Consider the following 22940-nt stretch of genomic DNA (forward strand, 5'->3'; position numbering starts at 1 on the left):
ATGAGCACCAGCACCACCGCCTCCGTGTCCACGCACATCCTGGACACATCGATCGGCCGCCCCGCCGAGGGCGTCGCCGTCCACCTCTCCGCCCGCTCCGGGCGCGAGGCGGACTGGCAGGCGCTCGGCGGCTCGGCGACCGACGCCGACGGCCGGTGCAAGGACCTGCCGGCCCTGCCGGAAGGGACCACCCACGTGCGGCTGGACTTCGCCGTCGAGCCGTACTTCGAAAATTCTGCGAAGAAGCAAGCCGATGCGCAGCAGGACGCCCCCGCGAATCGGGACAGCGGTGCCGCGTTCTTCCCCGAGGTGGCGATCACCTTCGCCGTGGTCCCCGGGGAGCACTACCACGTACCGCTGCTGCTCAACCCGTTCGGCTACTCCGTTTACCGAGGGAGCTAGCTACATGCCGACCATCCTGGGACAGAACCAGTACGGCAAGGCCGAGAACCGAGTCGTCAAGATCACGCGGGACGGCGCCACCCATCACATCAAGGACCTCAACGTATCCATCGCGCTGAGCGGCGACATGGAAGAGGTCCACTACTCCGGCTCCAACGCCAACGTCCTGCCGACCGACACCACCAAGAACACGGTGTACGCGTTCGCCAAGGAATACGGCATCGAGTCGGCCGAGCAGTTCGGCATCCACCTCGCCCGGCACTTCGTCACCAGCCAGGAGCCGATCCACCGGGCGCGCATCCGCATCGAGGAGTACGCCTGGGAGCGGATCGAGACCTCGGACGCCAACAGCAAGTTCATCGGCGCGGACGACGTCAAGCACTCCTTCGTCCGCAAGGGCCAGGAGGTCCGCCTCACCCAGATCACCTACGACGGTGAGAAGTGGGAGGTCATCTCCGGTCTGAAGGACCTGGTCGTGATGAACTCGACCAACTCCGAGTTCTGGGGCTACGTCAAGGACAAGTACACCACCCTCCAGGAGGCGTACGACCGTATCCTCGCCACCCAGGTCGCCGGCCGCTGGCGGTTCAACTGGACCGACGACGCGCAGAAGATGCCCAACTGGGAGAAGTCCTACGAGCAGGTCAAGAAGCACATGCTCCACGCCTTCGCCGAGACCTACTCGCTCTCGCTCCAGCAGACCATGTACCAGATGGGCTCGCGCATCATCAACAACCGCAGCGAGATCGACGAGGTCCGCTTCTCGCTGCCCAACAAGCACCACTTCCTCGTGGACCTGGAGCCGTTCGGACTCAAGAACGACAACGAGGTCTACTTCGCCGCCGACCGCCCCTACGGCCTCATCGAGGCCACCATCCTGCGGGACGGCTGTGAGGCCCGTATCCCGGTCGACATGACCAACCTCTGACGCGGGACGCCCGCCCCCGGCCCGGCCTGACGGGCCGGGGGCGCGCTACACCGGAGGGAACAAAATGGCACAGCCTGCAAAGGGGCCGGCGAAAGCCCCGTGTTCCACCCCGCCGGTGCACATGATGGACGCCGTCACGTCCGTGCACCCGGTGGACGAGAAGCTCCACCCCACGCGGCTCGTCCCCGCCGCGCTCCAGCACATCGCCGCGATGTACGCAGGCGTTGTCACTCCTCCGCTCATCATCGGTCAGGCCTGCGGGCTCGACATCGGGGCCCGTACCCGGCTCATCGCCGCGAGCCTGCTCATCGCGGGCATCGCGACCATCCTCCAGACCATCGGCGTCAAGGGCTTCGTCGGCAACCGGCTGCCCTTCGTCAACGCCGCCTCCTCGGCCGGCATCGCCCCCATCCTCGCGATCGCCGAGACCAACGGCAACGGACACCAACTCCCCGCGATCTACGGCGCGGTGATGGTGGCCGGCGCCTTCTGCCTGGCACTCGGACCGTTCTTCGGCCGGCTGCTGCGCTTCTTCCCGCCCCTGGTCACCGGCGTGGTCATCACCCTGATCGGCGTCACGCTGATGCCCGTCCCGGTGAGCTGGGCCCAAGGCGGCGACAAGACCGCCGCCGACTTCGGCGACATGCGCCATCTGGCGCTCGCCGGATTCACCCTCGCCGTCATCCTGCTGATCCAGCGCTTCGGCACGGGCTTCGTCAAACAGGTCGCCCTGCTGTTCGGACTGCTCATCGGCACCCTGGCCGCGATCCCCTTCGGCATGGCCGACTTCAGCGGCATCAAGTCCGCGCCCGTGGCCGCGCTGCCCACCCCGTTCGCCTTCGGCGCCCCGGAGTACCAGCCCGCCGCGATCCTCTCGCTGTGCATCGTGATGCTGGTGCTGATGACCGAGTCCAGCGCCGGCATGCTCGCCCTCGGCGAGATCTGCGACCGCCGCGCCGACGCGAAGACCATCACCCGCGGCCTGCGCACCGACGGCCTCGCCACCCTGATCGGGCCCGTCTTCGGCGGCTTTCCCACCTCCGCCTTCGCCCAGAACGTCGGTGTCGTCTCGCTCACCCGGGTGCGCAGCCGGTACGTCGTCGCCGTCGCCGGCGGCAGCCTGATCGTCCTCGGCGCCTTCCCGGTCCTCGGCGCGGTCGTCTCCCTGGTCCCCATGCCGGTGCTCGGCGGCGCGGGCATCGTCCTCTTCGGCTCCATCGCCGTCAGCGGCATCCGGACGCTCTCCGAGGCGGGCCTGGACGACAGCTCCAACATCATCCTGGTCGCGGTGGCACTCGGCGCCGGCATCATCCCGCTGGCCGCGCCGACCTTCTACGCCGACTTCCCGGCGTGGGCGCAGACCGTGCTCGGCTCCGGCATCAGCGCCGGCGCGCTCGTCGCCGTCCTGCTGAACCTGTTCTTCCACCATCTCGGCACCCGGCGCCGACAGGCGGCCCCGGCACTCGAATCCTCCTAGGGTCCTGCCGTGCCCACCCCGTGAACCCCTTCTGGTCCACGGGCCGCCACCGAACGACAAGGAAGCAGATGGCACCATCGGCAGCCCAGCGCGTCGTCATCGAGAACTGCGCGATCGCGACCGTGGACGCGGGTGACACCGAGTACGCCTGCGGACACCTCGTCCTCGCCGGCAACCGGATCGAGGCGGTCGGCGCGGGCGACGCTCCCAAGGCACTGGAGAACGTGGTGCGCCGGATCGACGGGCGCGGCCACCTGGCCACCCCCGGCCTGGTCAACACCCACCACCACTTCTACCAGTGGATCACCAGGGGCCTGGCCACCGACCACAACCTGTTCGACTGGCTGGTCGCGCTCTACCCGGTCTGGGCGCGGATCGACGAGCGGATGACGTACGCGGCGGCGCGGGGATCCCTCGCCATGATGGCCCGGGGCGGTGTCACCACCGCCATGGACCACCACTACGTCCACCCGCGCGGCTCCGGCGACCTGTCCGGCTCGATCATCCGGGCCGCCGCCGAGATGGGGGTGCGCTTCACGCTGGCCCGCGGCTCGATGGACCGCGGCGAGCGGGACGGCGGGCTGCCCCCGGACTTCGCCGTGGAGACGCTCGACGACGCGCTCCGGGCTACCGAGGAGACCGTCGAGCGCTACCACGACGCCTCCTTCGACGCCATGACCCAGGTGGCGGTCGCCCCCTGCTCCCCGTTCTCGGTCTCCACCGAACTGCTGCGCCAGGCGGCGGAGTCGGCGCGCCGGCTGGGGGTGCGGCTGCACACCCACGGCTCGGAGACGGTGGAGGAGGAGAAGTTCTGCCACGAGCTGTTCGGCATGGGCCCCACCGACTACTTCGAGTCCACCGGCTGGCTCGGTGAGGACGTGTGGATGGCGCACTGCGTCCACATGAACGACTCCGACATCCAGGCCTTCGCCCGCACGAGGACCGGTGTCGCCCACTGCCCCTCGTCCAACGCCCGCCTCGCCGCCGGCATCGCCCGCGTCCCCGACATGCTGAAGGCCGGCGTCCCGGTCGGCCTGGGCGTCGACGGCACCGCCTCCAACGAGTCCGGCGAACTCCACACCGAGCTGCGCAACGCCCTGCTGATCAACCGGCTCGGCGCCCACCGCGAGCACGCGCTGAACGCCCGTCAGGCGCTGCGCCTCGGCACCTACGGCGGCGCCCAGGTCCTCGGCCGGGCCGCGCAGACCGGCTCGCTGGAGCCCGGCAAGCTGGCCGACGTGGTGCTGTGGAAGATGGACACCCTCGCCCACGCCTCCATCACCGACCCGGTGACCGCGCTGGTCTTCGGCGCGCCCGCCCCGGTCACCGCGTCGTTCGTCAACGGCCGGCAGATCGTGGCGGACGGCCGCCTGCTGACCGCCGACGAGGACGACATCGCCGTCAGCACCCGCGAGGAGGCCCGGCGCCTGGCCCGGATCGCCGCTCAGGACTGAGCGGCGCCCACCCCAAGACTCCGGCCGGGAGGGACGGCTCCCGGCCGGGACCCGTGGATCCGAGCGGGATCCACGGTGATGCCGTCTCCGGGGCGCGTGTGGACGCACGCCCCCGGGGACGGTCCACCCCACCACTCCCGTCACGCTCGACACACCCCCACACCCCCACGCCGCTTCACACCCCCACAGACTCGTCACCGCTCATTTCGCCACCCCCTGCGAGGGTCCCGCACGACCCCGCACCACCTCCATGAAACCCACGTCGACGATGACGTGTCACCCGCCCGGAGGAGCCGCCGTGGCCGCCCATCCCGTAGACGAGAAACTCCCCGCCCTGAAAATGGCGACCAGCGGACTGCAGCACGTGGCCGCCATGTACGCCGGTGTCGTCGCACCACCGCTCATCGTCGGCGCGGCCATCGGCCTCAGCGCGACCGAGCTGACCTTTCTCACCGGCGCCTGTCTGTTCACCGCCGGCCTCGCCACCTTCCTCCAGACGCTCGGCTTCTGGAAGATCGGCGCCCGGCTGCCCTTCGTCAACGGCGTCACCTTCGCCGGTGTCGCCCCCATGACCGCGGTCGTCGCCGCCACCGAGGACAAGTCCGACGCCCTGCCGATCATCTTCGGCGCGGTCATCGTCGCCGGCCTCCTCGGCTTCGTCGCCGCCCCCTTCTTCAGCAAGGCGATCCGCTTTTTCCCGCCGGTCGTCACCGGCTCCGTCATCACCCTGATCGGCGTCTCCCTGCTCCCCGTCGCCTTCGGCTGGGCCCAGGGCCCCAATCCCCAGGCCGAGGACTACGGTTCGACCACCTACCTCACCCTGGCCGGCCTCACCCTGCTGATCGTCCTGCTGCTGCGCCGCTTCACCCGGGGCTTCGTCAAGCAGATCGCCGTGCTGATCGGCCTGGTCGTCGGCACGCTCGTCGCGATCCCGTTCGGCGTCACGGACTTCGGGCCGGTCGCCGACGCCGACGTGGTCGGCTTCCCCACCCCGTTCCACTTCGGCGCCCCCCAGTTCCAGCTCGCCGCGATCCTCTCCCTGTGCGTGGTCATGGTGGTCTCGATGACCGAGTCGACCGCCGACATGCTGGCCCTCGGCGAGATCGTGGAACGGCCCGCCGACGAGAAGACCATCGCGGCCGGCCTGCGCGCCGACACCCTCGGCTCCGCGCTCAGCCCGCTGTTCAACGGCTTCATGTGCAGCGCCTTCGCCCAGAACATCGGGCTGGTCGCGATGACCCGGATCCGCAGCAGGTACGTCGTCGCGACCGGCGGCGGCTTCCTGGTCCTGATGGGTCTGTGTCCCATGGCCGCCTCGCTCATCGCGGTCGTGCCCCGGCCGGTCCTCGGCGGCGCCGGCATCGTGCTGTTCGGCTCGGTCGCCGCGAGCGGCATCCAGACCCTGGTCCGGGCCGGCCTGGACAAGGACAACAATGTGCTGATCGTGGCCGTGTCCCTGGCGGTCGGCATCATCCCGATCACCGCGCCGGAGTTCTACCACTCCTTCCCGGAGACCGCGAAGATCGTCCTGGACTCGGGCATCTCCACCGGCTGTGTCACGGCCGTGGTGCTCAACCTCCTCTTCAACCACCTCGGCAAGGGCCGTGAGGCCCAGGACGTCACCCATCCCATGGAGGCGGGGGAGGAGATCGCCGCCGTCCGCTGACACCGGGCGCCGGGCCGCCACCGGCACCGGCGCCGACCCGGCCGGGGGAGACGGGGACACCGTCATCCCCGGCCCCCTTCCGTGCCGGGGCCTACAGGCCGAACGCGCCGGGATCCGTCGCCAGTTCCTTGAGCACCGCGCGCGGGTCGGCGACCAGCTTGCGCTCGGTGAGGTTCATGATGCCGCCCACGGCGGTGATCTCGGCCGCGAGCGTGCCGTCGGTCTTGCGTATCTCCTGCCGGATCCGGAACGTCTTGCCGTCGCCCCACTCGAAGGCGCACGTCACGTCGACCTCGTCGCCGGCGAGCAGCTCCCGCCGGAAACCGATGGTCGTCTCCAGGGCCACCGGGCCCACGCCCTGGCCCACCAGTCGGGCCTGGCTGATCCCGGCGGCCTGGAGCAACGACCAGCGGGCGTGCTCGGCGTAGTTGAGGTACACGGACTGGTTGAGATGTCCCTGGGTGTCGGTCTCGTAGCCGCGGACGGTCACCCGGACGGAAAACGGTTCGGCCACTGCGTGCCCTTCTCGTGTACGTGCTGCGGTCGTTCGGTTCTGTGATCGACCGATCTTGACACGCCGGTCACACCCGGCGCGGCGAGGCCAGCAGAAAGCGGGCTCTCGTCCTGGGCTCGGTGTACTCGCCCGCCTGCCAGCCGGCCTCCTGGAGCGTCGCCGCGCAGGCCGCCAGCGCCGCGGCGTCCGGCGCGTACACCGCGACCGCCTCCGGCTGCGGGGTCGCCCGGACCCGGTACCCGTCCGTGTCCCCGCCCGCCGGGCAGTGCCCGGCCGCCTCCAGCGCCAGCGCGGCGGCCCGCACCAGATGCGTCCGCTCCCAGCCGCACGGCCGGTCCACGGCGCCGTCCGGATTCGTCATCCTGCGCAGCTCCAGCAGCCCCTGCCAGGCGCTGTGCACCTCCCGGAGCCGGGCCGGTCCGGACACCGGCGGCTCCTCCTCGCCGCCGACCCGGGCCGTGAACACCCCCGCGTCCGGCGCGGACTCCGCCCGCGGCTCGGGTATCGCCTCCCGGACGCGATGGCCGGCCGGGGTGAGGAAGTGGTCGTGCGGCGGCCGGGGGTGCCGGAAGGCCAGGCCCCGCTTCACCAGCGCCGCGAGCTGGGCCGGCGTACCGCGCAGCCGGCCGGTGACCGGATCGGCGGCCTCGATCACCCGCCGCTGCGCGGCGGTCGGCGGTCGGGTCACGGGCTGCTCCTTTCCGACACCGCTGACTGGGCGGCCCGCCGCACGGACGGCCGCCCGGGCCCGTCGTACGGCCCCAGTCGAAGAGTACGGGCGGGGTCTGACAACGACCGCTGCGCCGTACGCGGTCCCGGCTGGCGTGGCCGGTGGTGCGCGGGGGGCGTCATTCGGGACGCTTCTTCGGCGCTCGGGGCTTGCCGCTTGGTGGCTGGGGGTGCGGGGTCGTCGCCGGGGTCGTGCCGCTTTGTCGCCCGGGGGTCGTCGGCTCGTCGTCCGGGACGTGCTCTTTCAACGGCCGGTGCGCGGTACGCCGTCCCGGCTGGCGTGGCCGGTGGCGCGCGGGGATGTCATTCGGGACGCTTCTTCGGGGCCCGGGGCTTGCCGCTTGGTCGCTGGGGGCGCGGGATCGTTTCCGGGGACGTGTCCGTTCGTCGCCCGGGGGTCGTCGGCTCGTCGTCCGGGACGTGCTCTTTCAACGGCCGGTGCGCGGTACGCCGGCCCGGCTGGCGTGGCCGGTGGCGCGCGGGGGCGTCATTCGGGATGCCTCTTCGGCGCCCGGGGCTTGTCGCTTCGTCGCCGGGGGCGTCGGACCGTCGCCCGGGACGTGCCGCTTCGTCGCCCGGGGTCGCGGGATCGTCGCCCGGGACCTGCTCCTTCGTGACTGGGGGTCGTGGGATCGTCGCCCGGGACCTGCTCCTTCGTGGCTGGGGTCGCGGGATCGTCGCCCGGCACGCGGCCCTTCGTCGCCGGGGGCACCGGGCCGGCCGCCCCCGCCCGTCACCGGGCCGGTATCCGCGCGCCGTCCGACGCACCCCTTCACGACCCGAGACGCGCCGGGACCGTGCCCCCGTCCCCTTACGCCCGCCGCTACTCCGGGGGCCGGATGTTCCAGCCCGCCACCACGGGCCGGCCGTGTTCCGTGCCGAGGCGGCACAGCGCTCCCGTCGCGAGCTGGAAGAGGGCGCCGTGCCGGGGCGACAGGCCCAGGCGGCGGGCGGTGAGGACGCGGAGGAAGTGGCCGTGCGCGATCAGCACGACGACCCCCTCGGTGTTGGCGAGCGCGGCGTCGGCCTTGGCCAGCATCCGGTCGGCGCGCTCCCCGACCTGCTCGGGACTCTCGCCCGGACGGTCCGGGGGGCCGGGTGCGACCCCGTCGGTGAACAGGAACCAGCCCGGCCGGCTCCGCTGGATCTCCGGCGTGGTCACGCCCTCGTACCCGCCGTAGTCCCACTCGCACAGGTCGGCGTCGACCCGCGCGTCCGGGACCCCGATCAGCTCGGCGGTCTCCCGCGCCCGCTGGAGGGGGCTGACGAAGGCCGCCCCGATCCGGTGCGAGCGGATCAGCGGGACCAGCCGGCGCGCCTCGTCCCGCCCGCGCTCGGTGAGCGGTACGTCGGTCCGGCCGGTGTGCCGCCCGGACCGCGACCACTCGGTCTCCCCGTGCCGCACGAGAAAGAGGTCACCCATGACGGCACGGTGTCACAGGGCCGCCGCCGCCCGCAGGACGGACTGCGCCAGACGGCGTTCCCCGGTGCCCCGTCGCCGTCAGGTTCCGGCCCCCGCCCGGCGCGGCGGGGCCATGGCGATGGTCTCCCCGCACGCGTCGAGCACGGCCGCCTTCCCGTGCGCGTCCGTGACCGGGACGACCGTGTCGTGCGGCGCCGTGACGGCGGCCTCGTGCTGCCGCACGCACCAGGTGCCGGCGCCCGGCGTGCCGCGGCGGGTGTAGCGCAGGTCCACGGTGACGGCGGCGTGGCCGGGCAGGGCGACGGGCGAGGGCCGTCCGGCACCGGCGCCTTCGATGCCGTCCGCCTTGCCGTTGTGGATCTCGAGGCCCGGGTACCCCGCGAACAGGCAGGCCCCGGAGCCCTTGTTGACGGCGGTGAGACGCGCCCCGGACCGGTCGTCTCCCCGCCCGTCGCCGTTGCCGGCGCTGTCGCCGTCGAGCAGCGAAAGCGTCCAGGTCAGCGCGGCGGTCCGGCAGGGCTGCGCGGTGGCGTCCGGTGTTGTGGTCGTGGTGGCGTCCGGTGTGGCGGTCGTGGTCGTGTCGCAGGCCGTCAGCGTCAGGCCGGCCATGAGCGTGAGGCCGGCCGTGAGCGCGGCGAGGCCGTCGGCCGGTCGGGTGGTGGCGGGCATCGTTCCCCCTGGAAGTGCCGTGGTGCGGTCAGGTGCCGGGGTGGACCAGCGTGTACTCGGTGCCGAGGGCCTTGGTACCGGTGTCGGCGTACAGCGTGACCTCCCCGTCGGACCAGCACACGACGAGGTCGTCGGCCGGGCCGTCGTGGCGGAAGGCGCCGGCGGTCAGCACCCGGGCCCGCTGCCACAGGCTGTTCGGGCCGCGCAGACGGGTCTTGGTGCCGGGTCCCGCGGCCGAGGTGCCGGCGTAGGTGTCGAGCGCGCCGTCCGCCCAGCGCACCAGCAGGTCCCCGACGGCCGTACCGCCGAAGTCGCCGCCGGTCAGCAGGGCCGCCTTGGTCCAGGTGCCGTCCGCGGGCAGGAGCCGGGTGCCGGTGCCGAGGCCGCCGGTGCCCACCTGCGGATACAGGGAGAGCCCGCCGTCGGCCCAGCGGACCAGCAGGCCGGTGCCCCCGTCGTCCCGGAACGCCCCGGCGGTGAACTGGGCGGCGTTCTTCCACGTGGAGCCGGGCGCCGCCATCCGGACCTCCCGGCCGAGGCCCGAGGGGCCGGGCTGCGGGTAGAGGGTGACCTCGCCGTCGGACCAGCGCACCAGCAGCCCCGCCCGCCGGGCACCGGCGAAGGCGCCGCCGGCCACCGTACGGGCGTGGGTCCAGGTGGAGTTGGCCGGCCGCAGTCGCTTCTCGGCCCCGAACCCGCCCTTGCCGTCGCCCGGGTACAGGGTGACTCCGCCGTCGGACCACACCACCAGCAGATCGCCGTGCCGGTCACCGGTGTACTCGCCCGACGCCGTGAACGCGGCCTTGCGCCAGCGCCCGGCGCCGCCCGGCAGGCTGCCGCTCAGGCCCCGGTACGGAGGCAGGTCGGCGGGCGGGGCCTGATCGGCGACGGCGCGGGCGAGGAGGTTCGCGGCGTCGGCGCCGAACGCGGTGGCGTAGCTGATGTAGTCCACGTTGGCGTCGTTGCCGCCGCCGTTGTAGCCGCCGAGGTTGCCGATGACGTGGCCGGTGCGGGCGTCGTCCTTGTAGTCGGTGATCCACGGGCTGCCGGACACCCCGCCGTAGTAGCCGCCGCAGGTCATCGACAGCTGCCGGTACCCGCGCAACTGGCTGGTGGGAACCGTGCACTTGACCGCGCGTCCGGCGCTGTTGTGCCGGTGGGAGGGGTAGCCGACGACGGTGACGCCCCGGTGGGTGTAGCCGGCGGGCCGGGTGAAGGTCAGTCCGCCGCCCACCGCGTCCTGGAGGGACTTGCCCCACTGGTTGGCCGAGACCCGGGCGAACGCGGTGTCCAGGTCGGAGGCGGCCTTCTTGGTGGTGGACGAGCCCCGGTCGGGCACGTACCGCGGGTCCGTGAAGATGCGCTTGATGTGGAAGATGCCGTACGGCTGCCGGTCCGGGGCCGCGCCCTTCACGAACTTCGGGACGAAGATGTAGTCGCCCGTCATGCTCCGCGCGCAGTGGGCCGCGGTGAGCACGATGTTCCGGGCCTTGGTGTCGATGACGCTGCCGGTGCAGTGCCAGGTGGTGCCGCGCGGCCCGTCGGAGCCGAAGAACGTGCCGACCAGCCGGGTGCCCTGGAACAGGGTGCCCTTCGGCCGGGCCGCCGCGGCCGTCGCGGCCGACGGTGTCGTCGGGGCGTGCCGCAGCGCGTCGAGCGGCCGGGCGGCGGCCATGCGCTCGGCGGTCCAGAAACGCGCCGCCTGCCGCGCCTCCTGCCCGGCGGCCGGCGCGGGCGCCCCGGCGTGCGCGGCCGGTACCGCGACCACGGCCGGCACCGCGCAGAGCAGGGCGACGACCACCCGGCGCCAGCCACGCGCGGAGGGTCTTCCGGGCGGGTCCGGATGCCCGCAGGAGTCCGGGTTTCGGTACGAGAACACTGCTGCTTCCCCCTGGTCGATGGAGCGGACCGGGGCGCGGCGGTGCGGTGTGCCGCGGTGCCGCGCTGGTCGGGCGCGCACCGAGGGCTCGTCGCGGAAGTCCCCCGATCATGCGCGGTGATCTTCGCACAAGCGAGCGAAACGGGCCAACTTCCCGCCCCGACCGGCGTTCTGTCCGGCTTTCCGACCGGCTTTCTACTGCCGGTACCCGGCGAGGAACCTGCCGATCCGGCCGATGGCCGCCTCCAGGTCCTCCGCGTACGGCAGGGTCAGGATGCGGAAGTGGTCGGGCGCGGGCCAGTTGAAGCCGGTGCCCTGGACCACCTGGATCTTCTCCCGCAGCAGCAGGTCCAGGACGAACTTCTCGTCGTCGTGGATCGGGTGCACCTTGGGATCGATGCGCGGGAAGGCGTACAGCGCGCCCTTGGGCTTGACGCAGGACACGCCGGGGATCTCGTTGAGCTTCTCCCAGGCCACGGTCCGCTGCTCGTGCAACCGGCCGCCGGGCCGGGTCAGTTCGCGGATGGACTGGCGTCCGCCGAGCGCGGCCTGGATGGCGTACTGCGCGGGCGCGTTGGCGCACAGCCGCATGGAGGCCAGCATGGTCAGGCCCTCCAGGTAGTCCTTGGCGTGCTGCTTGGGACCGGTGACGACCAGCCAGCCGGAGCGGAAGCCCGCCACCCGGTAGGTCTTGGACAGCCCGCAGAAGGTGAGGACGACCAGGTCGGGGGCGAGCGCGGCGGCCGAGTGGTGCACGGCGTCGTCGTACAGGATCTGGTCGTAGATCTCGTCGGCGAACACCATCAGGCCGTGCCGGCGGGCGAGATCGAGGATGCCCTCGACGATCTCCTTCGGATAGACCGCGCCCGTCGGGTTGTTGGGGTTGATGATGACCACGGCCTTGGTGCGGTCGGTGATCTTCGCGGCCATGTCGGCCAGGTCGGGGTTCCAGTCGGCTTGTTCGTCGCACAGGTAGTGCACGGCCTTGCCGCCGGCCAGCGTGGTGGCGGCCGTCCACAGCGGGAAGTCCGGCGCCGGGACGAGGATCTCGTCGCCGTCCTCCACCAGCGCCTGGACGGCCATGGAGACCAGTTCCGAGACGCCGTTGCCCAGGAAGACGTCGTCCACGTCGACGTCCAGGCCCAGGGTCTGGTAGCGCTGGGCGACCGCGCGGCGGGCGGAGAGGACGCCCCGGGAGTCGGTGTAGCCGTGCGCCCGCGGCAGCATCCGGATCATGTCCTGGAGGATCTCCTCCGGCGCCTCGAAGCCGAAGGCCGCGGGGTTGCCGGTGTTCAGGCGCAGCACGCTGTGCCCCGCCTCCTCCAGCGCGTTGGCGTGCTCGATCACCGGGCCGCGGATCTCGTAGCACACCTCGCTGAGCTTGTTGGACTGCCGGAACTCCATGGGCCCCTCCGGAAACTCGTGTTGCTTGGTTTTACCAAGTGAGAGCTTGGAAAGTCCAACAACGCGTCTACACTGCGTCGCATGTCACCTCGCCGAAGCTACGACCAGTACTGTTCCGCGGCCCGCGCCCTCGATCTGGTCGGCGACCGCTGGACCCTGCTGATCGTCCGGGAGCTGCTCGCCGGTCCCCGCCGCTACACGGACCTGCACGCGGACCTGCCCGGCGTGAGCACGGACGTACTCGCCTCACGGTTGAAGGAGATGGAACGCGACGGTCTGACCACCCGGCGCCGGCTGCCCCCGCCGGGCGCCGCGTACGTGTACGAACTCACTCCCCGTGGCCGCGAGTTGTTGCCGGTCCTCCAGGCGCTCGGTAGCTGGGGCGCGCGGGAACTGGGCGAGCGCAGGCCCACCGACGCCGTGCGGGCGCACTGGTTCGCGTTGCCGCTGCTGCGCGCGTTGGAGGGCGAGGGTGTCCTCGAAGTGTGCCTGGAGGAAGGGGAGTTCCACCTCCACGTCGGCGCCGAGGAGGGACCGGTCTACGGCGACGGGCCCGCCCCCGGTCCGGCCGACGCCCGCCTGGTGATGGACGCGGTGACCTGCGAGGCCGTCGCCCGCGGCGAACTGGCCCTGCCGGACGCGGTCCGGGACGGGCGGGTGACGGTGACCGGCGAGGGCACACTCGCCAAGGCACTGCGCGAGGCGTGACGCGGGGAGCGGCGGCCGGAGTGGCAAAGGGCGCCGCGGCCCGGTGGTGGCGGCCGGAGTGATCAAGGGCGCCGCGGCCCGGTGTGGCGGCCGGAGTGATCAAGGGTGCTGCCGCCCGGCGCGGCAAAGACGAAGGCCCGCCGGAGCGGCGGGCCTTCACGGTATCTCGGGGATCGTACGGATCAGGCGCCCGGTGGCACCCGGGACGGCCGGCCCGACCCGCGCGTCAGCGCGTAGCCGCCGATGCCGGCCAGCGCGGCCAGCACACCGCCGATGCCGGTCCACACCCAGCGGTCCGACCACCAGCCGGACGACCAGCCGTCACGGCCGAAGCTGGACAGCACGGCCTCCTTCGAACCGTCCTTCTCCTCACCGGACTTGACGGCGATACCCGGGACGAGCGGCTTGCCCAGCGAGCCGTCGACCGCCGCCGCGCCGCCGATGTCCTTGGAGTCGACGCGCACTTCGGCGCCGACCGGCTGGCCGAGGTCGGAGTCGGCGAGGTCCACCACCGTCAGCCGGATGTAGTACGTGCCCGGCAGCGGGTCGTTGGCCCACGGCTCCGACCAGCCGCGCACCGTTCGCAGCACACAGGCAAGTTCGACGGAGCCGGCGTCGGACGCGGCGGTGCGCGACTGGGCGCCGTACTGGCATGCCTGGCGGCGCCGCAGCCCGTCGTACACATCGAGCTGCCAGGTCTCGGCGCCGTGCCTGGCCGGGAGCTTCACCGTCGCCTTGACGGTGGGGCGCTGCCCGGTGTCCGCCGGGAAGGACCAGTACAGGTAGTCGCCGGTGGAGCCGGAGGCGGTGGCCCGCTCGCCCTGCTCGATCTCCGCCGCCGTACGGAACGAGGTGCCCGCCTGGGTGGGCGCGTCGTCGTCGGCCGAGGCGCTCGGCGAGGGCGAGGAGTCCGCGGCGGCCGGCCCCGCGGCCAGCCCCAGCGCCAGCAGCGCGGCGCCCAGCACTCGTGTGATCCGCATCAGTTCGTCCTCCAGACCGAGACCCGCCAGCGCGACAGCCAGCCCCACAGCAGACCCGCGAGGAAGCCGGCCAGCACCAGGGCACCGAGCAGCCACCAGCCACGGCCGAGACCGAAGGCGGCCACATCGCGGTGGCCCGAGGGGCCGTCCACCACGTCGACGGTCAGCTCCAGCGGCAGACCCGGCGTGGTCTTCACGCCCGAGGCCGCCGAGAAGGACTGGGTGACCTGGAGACACACCGTCTCCGCGGGCGCCGAGTCGTCGTCGCTGTCCTGCTTCGGGTAGCGCAGACCGGTGGAGATGACATCCGTACGGCCGGTGCCCGCGGCCTCGCCGCGCACGATCTCCCGGCCGTGCACGGTCACCGCCCGCAGCAGCACCCCGTAGTGGGGGTTGACGGTCCGGTCGTCCGCCACGCTCACCGAGGCGCGCAGCTCCTGGCCGGGCTCGACGTCCACCTTGTACCAGCGCTGCTGCCCGAACTCCTCGCGGTCGGTGTAGAGACCGGACTTCAGGACGGGGGCCTTCTCGCACCGGTCGGCGCCCTCGGTGGCGACCGGGGTCACCACCGGATCCGCCGCCCGGTCCACCAACTGGCCGACCCGGTCGCTCAGTTCCTCCTTGTGCCGCACGTCGGTGTAGGTACCGCCGGTGGCGTCCGCGATGCAGCTGAGCTGGGCGCGGGTCTTGGCGTCGGGCACCAGGCCGAGGGTGTCGATGGTCAGGCCGATGCCCTTGGCCGCTATCTCCCGGGCCACCTCGCACGGGTCGAGCGGCTGGCAGGTGTCCTCGCCGTCACTGATCAGCACGATACGGCGGGTGCCGTTGCCGCCGTTCAGATCGTCCGCCGCCTTCAGCAGCGCGGGCCCGATCGGGGTCCAGCCGGTGGGCGACAGCGTGGCCACGGCCGTCTTCGCGTCGGTCCGGTCCAGCGGGCCCACCGGGTACAGCTGCGCGGTGTCCTTGCAGCCCTCCTTGCGGTCGTTGCCGCGGTAGTTGGCGCCGAGCGTGCGGATACCGAGCCGGACCTCCTCGGGCGTCGCGTCCAGCACCTCGTTGAACGCCTGCTTCGCCGCGGCCATCCGGGTGCCGCCGTCGATGTCCCGGGTCCGCATGGAACCACTGACGTCCAGCACGAGTTCGACCTTCGGAGCGTCCTGCTCCGTCTCGTCGGCGACCGCGCCGGAGGGGAACGCGATCCCGGCGGTCAGGGCGGCGAACAGAGCACAGACTCCCACCGCCAGCCGTTGTCTTCTGATCATCGCCGGATCCTATTGATCAGACACGCCGGACTCCAAAACGCCGGGTGGGGGCGGACGGTGGGCGCGGGGGGGGCGAGCGGAGCGGGCAGGCCCGGGCCGGCCGGTACCAGGCCGTGCCCGAGGCGCTCGCGTAGGCGATGCTCGCGTAGGAGGTGCTCGCGTGGGTGGCGCCCGGTGGGGCGGCGCCCCGGGCGGCGGACTCGCCCGGCCGCACCAACCGCCCGGCCCGGCACGTACTCAGCGCGGCACCGATCGCGGTTGCGGCAGTTCCGTCCAGAGGTCCCCCGTACCGGTGGGGGACAGGCGCATCAGTGTCAGCGCCTTCGCGGGGAGCGGAGCCTCGCGCAGGGCGGGCAGGTCCGGGGTGGGCGGGAGGCCGGGGAGGGCTGCCTCCAGGGCGGTGGCCAGGGTCCGGGCGGAGCCCGCCGTGCCGGCCAGGGCACCGCACAGCAGGGAGCCGAAGAGCTTGCGGCGCAGGACGGTCGGGTCGTCGGTGATCAGCCGGCCGGTGAGGGCGGGCGGGGTGATGCCGTGCCGGGACAGCCGGGCGGGGCTGACGCGGATGTCGGCCAGATCCCGGTAGACCAGCCGCAGCGGAGTGCCGTCCGCCGCCAGCACCACCAGGAGGTTCTGGCCGTGGGCCTCCAGCGCCACGCCGAGATCCAGCAGCCGCAGGCCCACCGTGAGCGCCAGCCGGGCGAACTCCGCCAGCCAGCCGGGACGGCCGGGCAGCGGCGTGGTGGCGAGCGCGGCCACCGGCACCACCCGTTCACCCGGCCCCGCGTACGTCTCCGGCGACTCACGCAGCAGCGCGGCCAGATCGGGGGAGTGCGCGGTGACCGCCCCGAGCGTGCGGGTCAGGTGCAGCAGCCCGCCGGTGTGCGCCACCAGCTCCTCGCCGAAGGCGGACAGCGGCGCCGCCGCCCGCACCGAGTACGCGGAGATGTCCCGCACCGACGACGTCAGCCGGGCGCTCAGCGCCGTCTTCACATGCGGGCCGCCCGGCAGCGCCAGCGTACGCAGGGACATCAGCGGCCGGGCCGGACCCCACACGTCGTACGACCGCTTGAGCACATGCGCCGCCTGCCAGGGGTGCACCGGCAGCAACAGCCGCCCACCGTCCAGGAGTTCGGCGGGCCATCGCCCGGACACCAGGCAGTCGGCCGCCGGTACCGGCACCGTGCCCAGCTCCACCACCGGACCGTGCTCCGGGCCGTACGCCAGCTGCTCCGCCACCGAGAAACCGGGCCGGGACCGGCAGCCCGGGTGGAACGGGTGCCCGTCGGTCACCCGCCGCTCCCACTCCCAGTCCCTTCCCCCGCCCTCGGCCGGGGGCCACTCGTTCCCCCGTTCCTCCCGCCGCTCCGCGCCGGCCCGGGACAGCGCCAGCGACGCCACGCTGTGCGCCAGCTCCGCCACGAACCCGGCCGCGCCCGGCCCCCCGAGGGCGTCCATCAGCCGCGCCGGATCGTCGTACCGCTCCCGGTCCAGGTGTACGGCGGTGACGTACCCGGCGGTGGCGTACGGGTCCGCGTGCGGCCCGCGCAGCCGCCGCCCGTCGGTCAGGCGCACCGTGAGCCCGTGCGCCCCGGACTCCCGGCCGGCGACGAACGGCAGCGGCTCGTACGCCAGCGCCCGCCACAGCCGGGTCAGCACGGCGGCCCGCGCACCGGGCAGCTCCGCCGCGTAACCGGGCAGCAGTTCCGGCCGGACGGCGGCCAGTTCCTCGGCGAACACGGAGTCGGTGGCGGGAGCAGGGTGCACGATCGGCTCCTGGGGTAGGCGGGGCACGGCACGATTGTCGGGGACCACCGGGTACGGCAGTGCCGGAACCCGTCGGGTACGGCGGGCCGGGCGCGTCGGAGACGGTGGTGGTGGGAGCGGTCGGGTACGGCGGTGTCGGGCGTGGCCGGGTACGGCGGTGCCGGGTGTGGCCGGACGGTTGTCGCGGGACCGGCCGGGTACGGCAGTGCCGGGGTACCCCGCGCGCGGCAGGGGTGGGGAGCGCCGGGCACGGCAGCCATACTGATCGTCCCCGGCTTCCCGCCGACGCGCTCCGCGTGCGCCGGGACGACCGTGGGCCCCTGGACGACGGACGAATGGAACGCGTGGACCTCACACCCCCCACCGGCGAGGCCGGCCGCCTGGCCGACGCGTACGCGGCAGCGCCCCTGCTCAACTGCCTGCTGCGGGAGGTGGCCGTGCCGCTCCCGGAGGCCGGTGACCGCACTGCGCACCGGCTGCCGGACGCCACAGATCGCATGGCGCACCGGCCGGCGGATGCTGGTGACCGCCGGGCGTACCGGCTGCCGGACGGCCGGCTGCTGCGGGTGCGCGCCGGGCGCCGGCCCGCCGACCCCGAGCTGTACGCGGCCGGCGCCTGGCACCGGATCGGCCACCCGGAACTGGTGAAACTGGTCGCGGAGGTGCTGCGCCGGCACACCGGGCTGCCCGGCGGCGACCTGCCCGCCGAGATGATCGACAGCCGGGACGCCGTCGCCGCCCTGCTCACCGCCCGCGCCCGGGCCACGCCCCCCGCGGACCCGTATCTGCGCTCCGAGCAGTCCCTGCTCACCGGCCACCCCTACCACCCGGCCCCCAAGGCGCGCGGCGGCGGCCCGGTCGCGTCCTGGCTGCCGTACGCCCCCGAGGCGCACGCCCGTTTTCCGCTGGCGCTGCTCGGCGTCCGCGAGGACCAGGTGGCGGAGGAGGGGGACACCGCGGCCCTGGACGCCCTCGGCACCGCCCCGCCCGGCTACCGGCTGCTGCCCGCCCACCCCTGGCAGCTCGACCTGGCCGCCCGCGAACTCGCCCCCGCCTTCGCCGACGGCCGGCTGCTGCGGCTCGGCACCACCGCGTTCCCGGTCTGGCCGACGGCCGCCGTCCGCACGGTGTACGAGCCCCGCCGCGACCTGTTCCTGAAGTTCAGCCTGGACGTACGCATCACCAACGACATCCGCCGGCTGTGGCGCCACGACCTGCGCCGGCTGCGCCGTACCGACACCGCCGCCGGGCGTGCCTTCGCGGCGCTGGGCCCGCCTGCGGCCTGGCTGAGCGACCGCGGCTACCGCACCGCCGCCTTCGCCTTCGAGGAACTGGCCGTACTGGTCCGCGACGGGCTGCGCGGCCACCTCCTGCCGGGCGCCACCCCATTGCTCGCGGCGGGCCTCGCCGAGGGCTTCGAGGACAGCCCGCTGGCCGCCACGGGCGACCCGGCCGGGTGGTGGGAGGCGTATCTGCGGCAGGTCGTGCCGCCCGCCCTGACCGCGTTCGGCACCCACGGGGTGGTCCTGGAGGCCCATCTGCAGAACACCCTGGTCGCCGTGGACGCGGCCGGCACACCCGTGCAGGCCCTGTTCCGGGACGCCGAGGGCGCCAAGCTGCTGCCGGACGTGAGCCGCGCGTCGGGCTGGGAACGACTGGTGTACTGCCTGGTCGTCAACCACCTCACCGAGATCGCCGGCGCCCTCGCCGACCACCATCCCGGCTACGACCCGTGGCCCGCCGTCCGCCGCGAACTCGCCCGGCACGACCTGCCCGAGATCCCCGCCCTGCTCACCGCGCCGACCCTGCCGGGCAAGACCAACCTGCTGCTGCGCTGGACGGCGGCGGACGGCGCGGACGCCCGCTACCTGCCCCTGCCCAACCCGCTGCTGGGCGACTGAAGCCGGCCGCCACCGTGTCGCCCGGCGCATCGGCTGTCGGAGTGGACCTGCCTACGTCCGCTGCGCCACCGCGAGGTCGATGACTCCGCAGGGAGATCCTGGGGCGGTGACCCGTCGCACACTTTCCAAGCCGCTGCTCCTGCTGTTCCTGACGCTGGCCGTCTTCGCCATGCCGGCGGGCACGGGTATGTCGTCGGCGGAAGCGGGTGAGGCGGACACCTGCGGTCTGGAACAGGTTCGCGGCGTCAAAGTCACCGCAAAGGTGGAATTCGATCACCGGGGCGTGGACTACAGCAATGTCAAAAGCGTTATGGAGATCTGGATTCCGGCGAGCTGGAAACACGCTCCGAATCTGCTGCGGGACACTCGCGAACCCGAGTACCGTAAGGCGCTTCGCTGCCTGTTGGGAGAGAAGCACGCACCGCTTGACTTCACTGAGACGCGACCCAACCCGCTCACAGTCGACTCCGACGGGAAGAAGGTGAAGGTTCACTACGAGGCCGTGGTCTCGGTGCAGTGGCTTGGCAAGCTCCAGATCGGCCCCTGGGTGCTGCTATCGAATGCAGACGTCTGGACCGTTTGCTTGGATCCCCCGAAGAGTCTCTCGAAGGCAACGTGGAAGAACGTTGAAGTCCGGACGGGCGGTCCCCGGGCTTTGTCTGTCGAGCCGGAATCCGCCTCCGGTAAGGACGGCACCCTACTGAAGTGGCAGAACAGGAAACCGGATGAATTCGCGGTGCGTTTCCGCCCGCCGACGGCGCAGCAATGGGATGCGAAGACGCTGTCACCGGGGCAGCCTTGGGAATCTGTCGGACTGTTCAGCGGATCCTCTGCGGCAGTCTATGTCCTGGCCGGAGGTCTCCTGCTCTTCGCAGGAAGGAAACTCCGGCAGGGCCTCGCACGGCGTCCCGACGACGACGAGCGAAAGGCACTCGGTGTACTGCGCTCCTGGGCACTCTTGTCGATGGGGCTGGGGTTGCTCGTCTACATGGGAGACAACGTCCTCGGATTCCTGCAGTACGACGAATACGCGAAGACTCTTTCCTTGTTTTCGCTGTTGTTTCTCGGGATCGCTTTGTGTGTTTTCGGGAAGCTTCAGAAGCCCCTGATGGTGATCGCGTGTTCTGTGGTCGTTGTTGTCGCCGGGATATCGCTCGGCTGCGAAGTGGCAGACTGTGCGCCGCTGCACGTGAGTGAGAATGACGTATTGTGGGTAAAACCGCTCGCGTGGGTGGCTGTATTTTTCGTTTTTTATATGGGCGGGATTTCGTCGGTTCGACGAGTTCTGTGGATGATCGGTGGGTCGCTGCCGTCGTGGCTGGTCGTGTCTTTTTCCTCCGTCCTTTCGGGCTTGACTGTCCTGTGGGCGTACCTGGTATTCCGGCGCTTTTGGGATCGGATCAGTTGGCTTGCCGAAATTGGACGGCCGACCTACAAGAACCAGTTGTGGGAGCAACTCGATGACTGGTGGCGTGACTTTCCGGGCCTTGTGTTGCCGGACCTGTGGAGCACGGCCTCTCTTGCCCTGATCGCACTGGTCCCTGCGGCAACCCTTTACGTGTGCCGTGCCGAGCGGAAAGATGCCGGTTCGTTCACGCCTACCGCCTCGGAGCAGCTCTTCCTCGCGGTCTTCTTCACCTTGGTCGTGCTACCAGGGGGAGGAGTCTACTTCGGGGTCAATGGTTCCTTCGTCACTATCTTTCTAGGTTTCCTCTTGGCCAGGATGCTGATTTCCTTGGGGGAGAGAAAGGCCGTGCTGGCGCAGCCTGTGATCGGGAACCGTCCGTTGGGTCAAGTGATTTCCATGGCCGACCGACCGGCCTTGCTGCGCGTGGTCCGGCGTTATCGGGAACTTCAGGACTGCCTCCACCATCCAGGCATTGGAAACCCTGCCGAGTCAACCGGGGCTCGAGAGGCGATCGAGCGGGAAATCGATCATATGGACCGGTTTCTTCCCGAAGGGGTGAGGCTCGTCGATGTCGCCTTCGCTTGCGGTCCCATGGCCACATGGTGGGAGAACGCTCGCAGGAGCGCGATGATCGCCTGCGTCGTCGGCCTTCCCGGAACGGGGGTGATGTACTGGCTTGCCATGGTCAGCAGCGGCTCTTGGGCGGGGACCCTGGTGTACCCCGGCGGGTTCATCGCCATGGTTTACATTATTCTCGGTTGGCATGTGACCTGGATGGGTGCGGCTTTCTTCATGGGAGCGCTGTGGCGGAGTCTCCCAGTCCGGTACGGGCCGGCGAAGGCGTTTTGCGTGGCCATCGTTTTCTCGATCCCCGTCTGTGTCCACTGGATGCTCGGTGAGCTCATCGGTCAAGAGGCGCGGGGTACGTTTGTGGTTATTGCCACCTTCACGTCGGTGATGACATGCACCGGCCTGGTCATGGATGTACAGACATTCACGAGCGAGCGGCGCTACTGGCCCTCCAGAGCGAGTTTGATCGTGTACATCTATCAGATGCCCCTTACCGCTGTGGTATTCGTGCTGACCCAACTCGCATCGCTTGCCACCATCTGGCAGAGCTTGCCGCACGGCGGCCCTGGTGGACCGTCCCCGACCCCCTAGCAGAACTCGGCATCGACGACCCGCTGTTCGTGGACGTTCCAGTCGCCGTTGAAGTTCAGCGACAGCACGTGATCGCCGTCGGCCGTCGCCATGGTCTCCGAGATGGAGCCCTGGATACCGCCGTTGTGACCCCACACCTCGGTGCCGCAGGACAACGTCATCTTCATCAGTCCCAGGCCGTAGGAGAAGTTCGGCACGTTCTCGATCGATACGGTCGTCATCATCTTCTCCAGCTGAGGCTTCCGAAGCAGCCGGCCGGAGAACAGGGCCCGGTAGAACCGGTTGAGGTCGCGGTTGTCGGAGATCATCTCTCCGGCGGCGCCCGCGAAGGAGGGGTTCAGCTCGGTGACGTCGTAGATCGTGCCGTTCGGCTCCCCGGGTCCGGCGAGTTCCCCGGTGAGCTTCGAGTGGGCGCGCCCGCTCGGCCCCGGGAGGAGGGCGCTGGTACCCGGCACACTGGTGGAGTCCAGGCGCAGGGGGCGCAGGACACGGTGCTCGATCTCGTGGGCGTAGGTGTGGCCGGTGGCCTTCTGGATCACCATGGAGGCGATGACGTAGTTGGTGTCGGAGTAGCTCCAGCCGTCGCCGGGGGCGAAGACGGGCCGGTGGGACAGGGCGAGCCGCACGATCCGGCGGGGCGTCCAGGTGTCGTAGCGGTGCCGGAGGAAGTCGGTGCCGAACTCCTTCCTCTTGAAGGTATCGTCGTCGGTGTAGCTGTAGATACCGCTGGTGTGGTTGAGGAGCCGCACCAGTCGGATCTTGCTGCCGTCGTTGCCGTTCCCCGCCACCAGACCCGGCAGCCAGTCGTCCACGGTGTCGTCCAGGCTGAGTTTTCCTTCGGCCTCCAGCTGGAGCATCACCGTGGCCACGAACGTCTTGGTGATCGAACCGATCCGGAAGCGGTCGTCGGTGCGCGGCTTCCGGTCGGTCGCCGGATCCGCCGTTCCTGCACGCCCGGCCCAGGTGGTACGCCCCAGCTCGGCGAGGGCGATACCCCCGGGCGGCCCTTCCCGCACCACCGAGTCCAAGGCCGCCTGCGTGGCTGTGTGTCCGCCGCGCGCGGCCGACGCGTCCCCGGTGCCCGCGGCCGACGCCGGCAGGGTGAGGCCGGCGGCGATCGCCGCCGTCACCAGCGCCCCTACGGCAGTGACCCGCGACCTGCGCCCGCCGCGCCCACGGCCACCCCGCCCGGACGAACGTGCCCCGTCTGC

At 71.6% G+C, this 22940-nt stretch carries 18 protein-coding genes; 8 read left to right on the forward strand and 10 right to left on the reverse strand.

Translation table 11 applies throughout. From position 1 onward, the window contains the following. The 5 genes from uraH (at nucleotide 1) to IE251_RS15000 (ending at nucleotide 5927) form a co-directional block, all read left to right on the forward strand. Entirely contained in the window at nucleotides 1-402 is a 402-nt protein-coding gene (gene uraH, locus IE251_RS14980) for a hydroxyisourate hydrolase (protein ID WP_189753437.1), read from the forward strand. Between the two features lie 4 nt (nucleotides 403-406). After that, a complete protein-coding gene (gene pucL / locus IE251_RS14985) occupies nucleotides 407-1330 on the forward strand; it encodes a factor-independent urate hydroxylase (protein WP_189753438.1) in 924 nt (307 codons plus the stop codon). Between the two features lie 64 nt (nucleotides 1331-1394). Continuing rightward, complete coding sequence (locus IE251_RS14990; RefSeq protein ID WP_189753439.1) at nucleotides 1395-2807, forward strand: nucleobase:cation symporter-2 family protein; 1413 nt, start codon at nucleotides 1395-1397, stop codon at nucleotides 2805-2807. A gap of 68 nt (nucleotides 2808-2875) precedes the next feature. Continuing rightward, nucleotides 2876-4261, forward strand: coding sequence for an 8-oxoguanine deaminase (locus IE251_RS14995; protein ID WP_189753440.1), 1386 nt, complete (start codon nucleotides 2876-2878; stop codon nucleotides 4259-4261). 250 nt (nucleotides 4262-4511) lie between these two features. After that, nucleotides 4512-5927 carry a nucleobase:cation symporter-2 family protein gene (locus IE251_RS15000; protein WP_373302000.1) on the forward strand — a complete coding sequence of 472 codons (1416 nt, stop codon included), beginning with the start codon at nucleotides 4512-4514 and terminating at the stop codon, nucleotides 5925-5927. A 91-nt stretch (nucleotides 5928-6018) separates the two neighbouring features. Here IE251_RS15000 and IE251_RS15005 read toward each other — a convergent pair whose 3' ends face one another. From IE251_RS15005 to IE251_RS15030, 6 genes are all read right to left on the reverse strand, one after another. Continuing rightward, entirely contained in the window at nucleotides 6019-6441 is a 423-nt protein-coding gene (locus IE251_RS15005; RefSeq protein ID WP_189753442.1) for an acyl-CoA thioesterase, read from the reverse strand. 67 nt (nucleotides 6442-6508) lie between these two features. Next, on the reverse strand, nucleotides 6509-7129 hold the full coding sequence (locus IE251_RS15010; RefSeq protein ID WP_189753443.1) for a hypothetical protein: 621 nt from the start codon (nucleotides 7127-7129) through the stop codon (nucleotides 6509-6511). 864 nt (nucleotides 7130-7993) lie between these two features. Next, nucleotides 7994-8593 (reverse strand): histidine phosphatase family protein, encoded by a 600-nt coding sequence (locus IE251_RS15015; protein WP_189753444.1) that lies wholly within the window; start codon nucleotides 8591-8593, stop codon nucleotides 7994-7996. A gap of 78 nt (nucleotides 8594-8671) precedes the next feature. Further along, on the reverse strand, nucleotides 8672-9262 hold the full coding sequence (locus IE251_RS15020) for a DUF4232 domain-containing protein (protein ID WP_189753445.1): 591 nt from the start codon (nucleotides 9260-9262) through the stop codon (nucleotides 8672-8674). Nucleotides 9263-9290: 28 nt separating this feature from the next. Next, nucleotides 9291-11141 carry a trypsin-like serine peptidase gene (locus IE251_RS15025; protein ID WP_229896773.1) on the reverse strand — a complete coding sequence of 617 codons (1851 nt, stop codon included), beginning with the start codon at nucleotides 11139-11141 and terminating at the stop codon, nucleotides 9291-9293. A 195-nt stretch (nucleotides 11142-11336) separates the two neighbouring features. Beyond that, nucleotides 11337-12545: a pyridoxal phosphate-dependent aminotransferase gene (locus IE251_RS15030; protein WP_189753446.1), complete on the reverse strand. Its 1209-nt coding sequence runs from the start codon at nucleotides 12543-12545 to the stop codon at nucleotides 11337-11339. 81 nt (nucleotides 12546-12626) lie between these two features. Between IE251_RS15030 and IE251_RS15035 the strand changes: the two genes are divergently transcribed. Then, nucleotides 12627-13253, forward strand: coding sequence for a winged helix-turn-helix transcriptional regulator (locus IE251_RS15035; RefSeq protein WP_189753447.1), 627 nt, complete (start codon nucleotides 12627-12629; stop codon nucleotides 13251-13253). 182 nt (nucleotides 13254-13435) lie between these two features. On the opposite strand, the gene IE251_RS15040 is transcribed toward IE251_RS15035, so the two are convergent. The 3 genes from IE251_RS15040 to IE251_RS15050 form a co-directional block, all read right to left on the reverse strand. Beyond that, nucleotides 13436-14233, reverse strand: coding sequence for a hypothetical protein (locus tag IE251_RS15040; protein ID WP_189753448.1), 798 nt, complete (start codon nucleotides 14231-14233; stop codon nucleotides 13436-13438). Further along, nucleotides 14233-15495, reverse strand: coding sequence for a VWA domain-containing protein (locus IE251_RS15045; protein WP_189753449.1), 1263 nt, complete (start codon nucleotides 15493-15495; stop codon nucleotides 14233-14235). Before IE251_RS15045 ends, IE251_RS15040 begins: the two co-directional genes overlap by 1 nt. Nucleotides 15496-15732: 237 nt before the next feature. Further along, nucleotides 15733-17259 (reverse strand): IucA/IucC family protein, encoded by a 1527-nt coding sequence (locus IE251_RS15050; protein ID WP_189753450.1) that lies wholly within the window; start codon nucleotides 17257-17259, stop codon nucleotides 15733-15735. A gap of 335 nt (nucleotides 17260-17594) precedes the next feature. Between IE251_RS15050 and IE251_RS15055 the strand changes: the two genes are divergently transcribed. Together IE251_RS15055 and IE251_RS15060 are read left to right on the forward strand one after the other, a co-directional pair. Further along, a complete protein-coding gene (locus IE251_RS15055; protein WP_189753451.1) occupies nucleotides 17595-19160 on the forward strand; it encodes an IucA/IucC family protein in 1566 nt (521 codons plus the stop codon). A gap of 106 nt (nucleotides 19161-19266) precedes the next feature. Further along, the gene (locus IE251_RS15060; RefSeq protein WP_189753452.1) at nucleotides 19267-21729 is read left to right on the forward strand and encodes a DUF6185 family protein; all 2463 of its coding nucleotides are present in this window, start codon (nucleotides 19267-19269) and stop codon (nucleotides 21727-21729) included. On the opposite strand, the gene IE251_RS15065 is transcribed toward IE251_RS15060, so the two are convergent. Continuing rightward, entirely contained in the window at nucleotides 21726-22859 is a 1134-nt protein-coding gene (locus tag IE251_RS15065) for a serine hydrolase domain-containing protein (RefSeq protein ID WP_229896774.1), read from the reverse strand. The genes IE251_RS15060 and IE251_RS15065 overlap by 4 nt on opposite strands. Nucleotides 22860-22940: the final 81 nt, after the last annotated feature.

This window comes from Streptomyces eurythermus, from assembly GCF_014649115.1.
Classification (GTDB): Bacteria; Actinomycetota; Actinomycetes; order Streptomycetales; family Streptomycetaceae; genus Streptomyces; species Streptomyces eurythermus.

Coding starts and splice junctions, on each gene's coding strand:
- uraH (WP_189753437.1), top strand. CDS start 1: ATGAGCACCAGCACCACCGCCTCCGTGTCCACGCACATCCTGGACACA.
- pucL (WP_189753438.1), top strand. CDS start 407: ATGCCGACCATCCTGGGACAGAACCAGTACGGCAAGGCCGAGAACCGA.
- IE251_RS14990 (WP_189753439.1), top strand. CDS start 1,395: ATGGCACAGCCTGCAAAGGGGCCGGCGAAAGCCCCGTGTTCCACCCCG.
- IE251_RS14995 (WP_189753440.1), top strand. CDS start 2,876: ATGGCACCATCGGCAGCCCAGCGCGTCGTCATCGAGAACTGCGCGATC.
- IE251_RS15000 (WP_373302000.1), top strand. CDS start 4,512: ATGAAACCCACGTCGACGATGACGTGTCACCCGCCCGGAGGAGCCGCC.
- IE251_RS15015 (WP_189753444.1), bottom strand. CDS start 8,593: ATGGGTGACCTCTTTCTCGTGCGGCACGGGGAGACCGAGTGGTCGCGG.
- IE251_RS15020 (WP_189753445.1), bottom strand. CDS start 9,262: ATGCCCGCCACCACCCGACCGGCCGACGGCCTCGCCGCGCTCACGGCC.
- IE251_RS15030 (WP_189753446.1), bottom strand. CDS start 12,545: ATGGAGTTCCGGCAGTCCAACAAGCTCAGCGAGGTGTGCTACGAGATC.
- IE251_RS15035 (WP_189753447.1), top strand. CDS start 12,627: ATGTCACCTCGCCGAAGCTACGACCAGTACTGTTCCGCGGCCCGCGCC.
- IE251_RS15040 (WP_189753448.1), bottom strand. CDS start 14,233: ATGCGGATCACACGAGTGCTGGGCGCCGCGCTGCTGGCGCTGGGGCTG.
- IE251_RS15045 (WP_189753449.1), bottom strand. CDS start 15,495: ATGATCAGAAGACAACGGCTGGCGGTGGGAGTCTGTGCTCTGTTCGCC.
- IE251_RS15055 (WP_189753451.1), top strand. CDS start 17,595: ATGGAACGCGTGGACCTCACACCCCCCACCGGCGAGGCCGGCCGCCTG.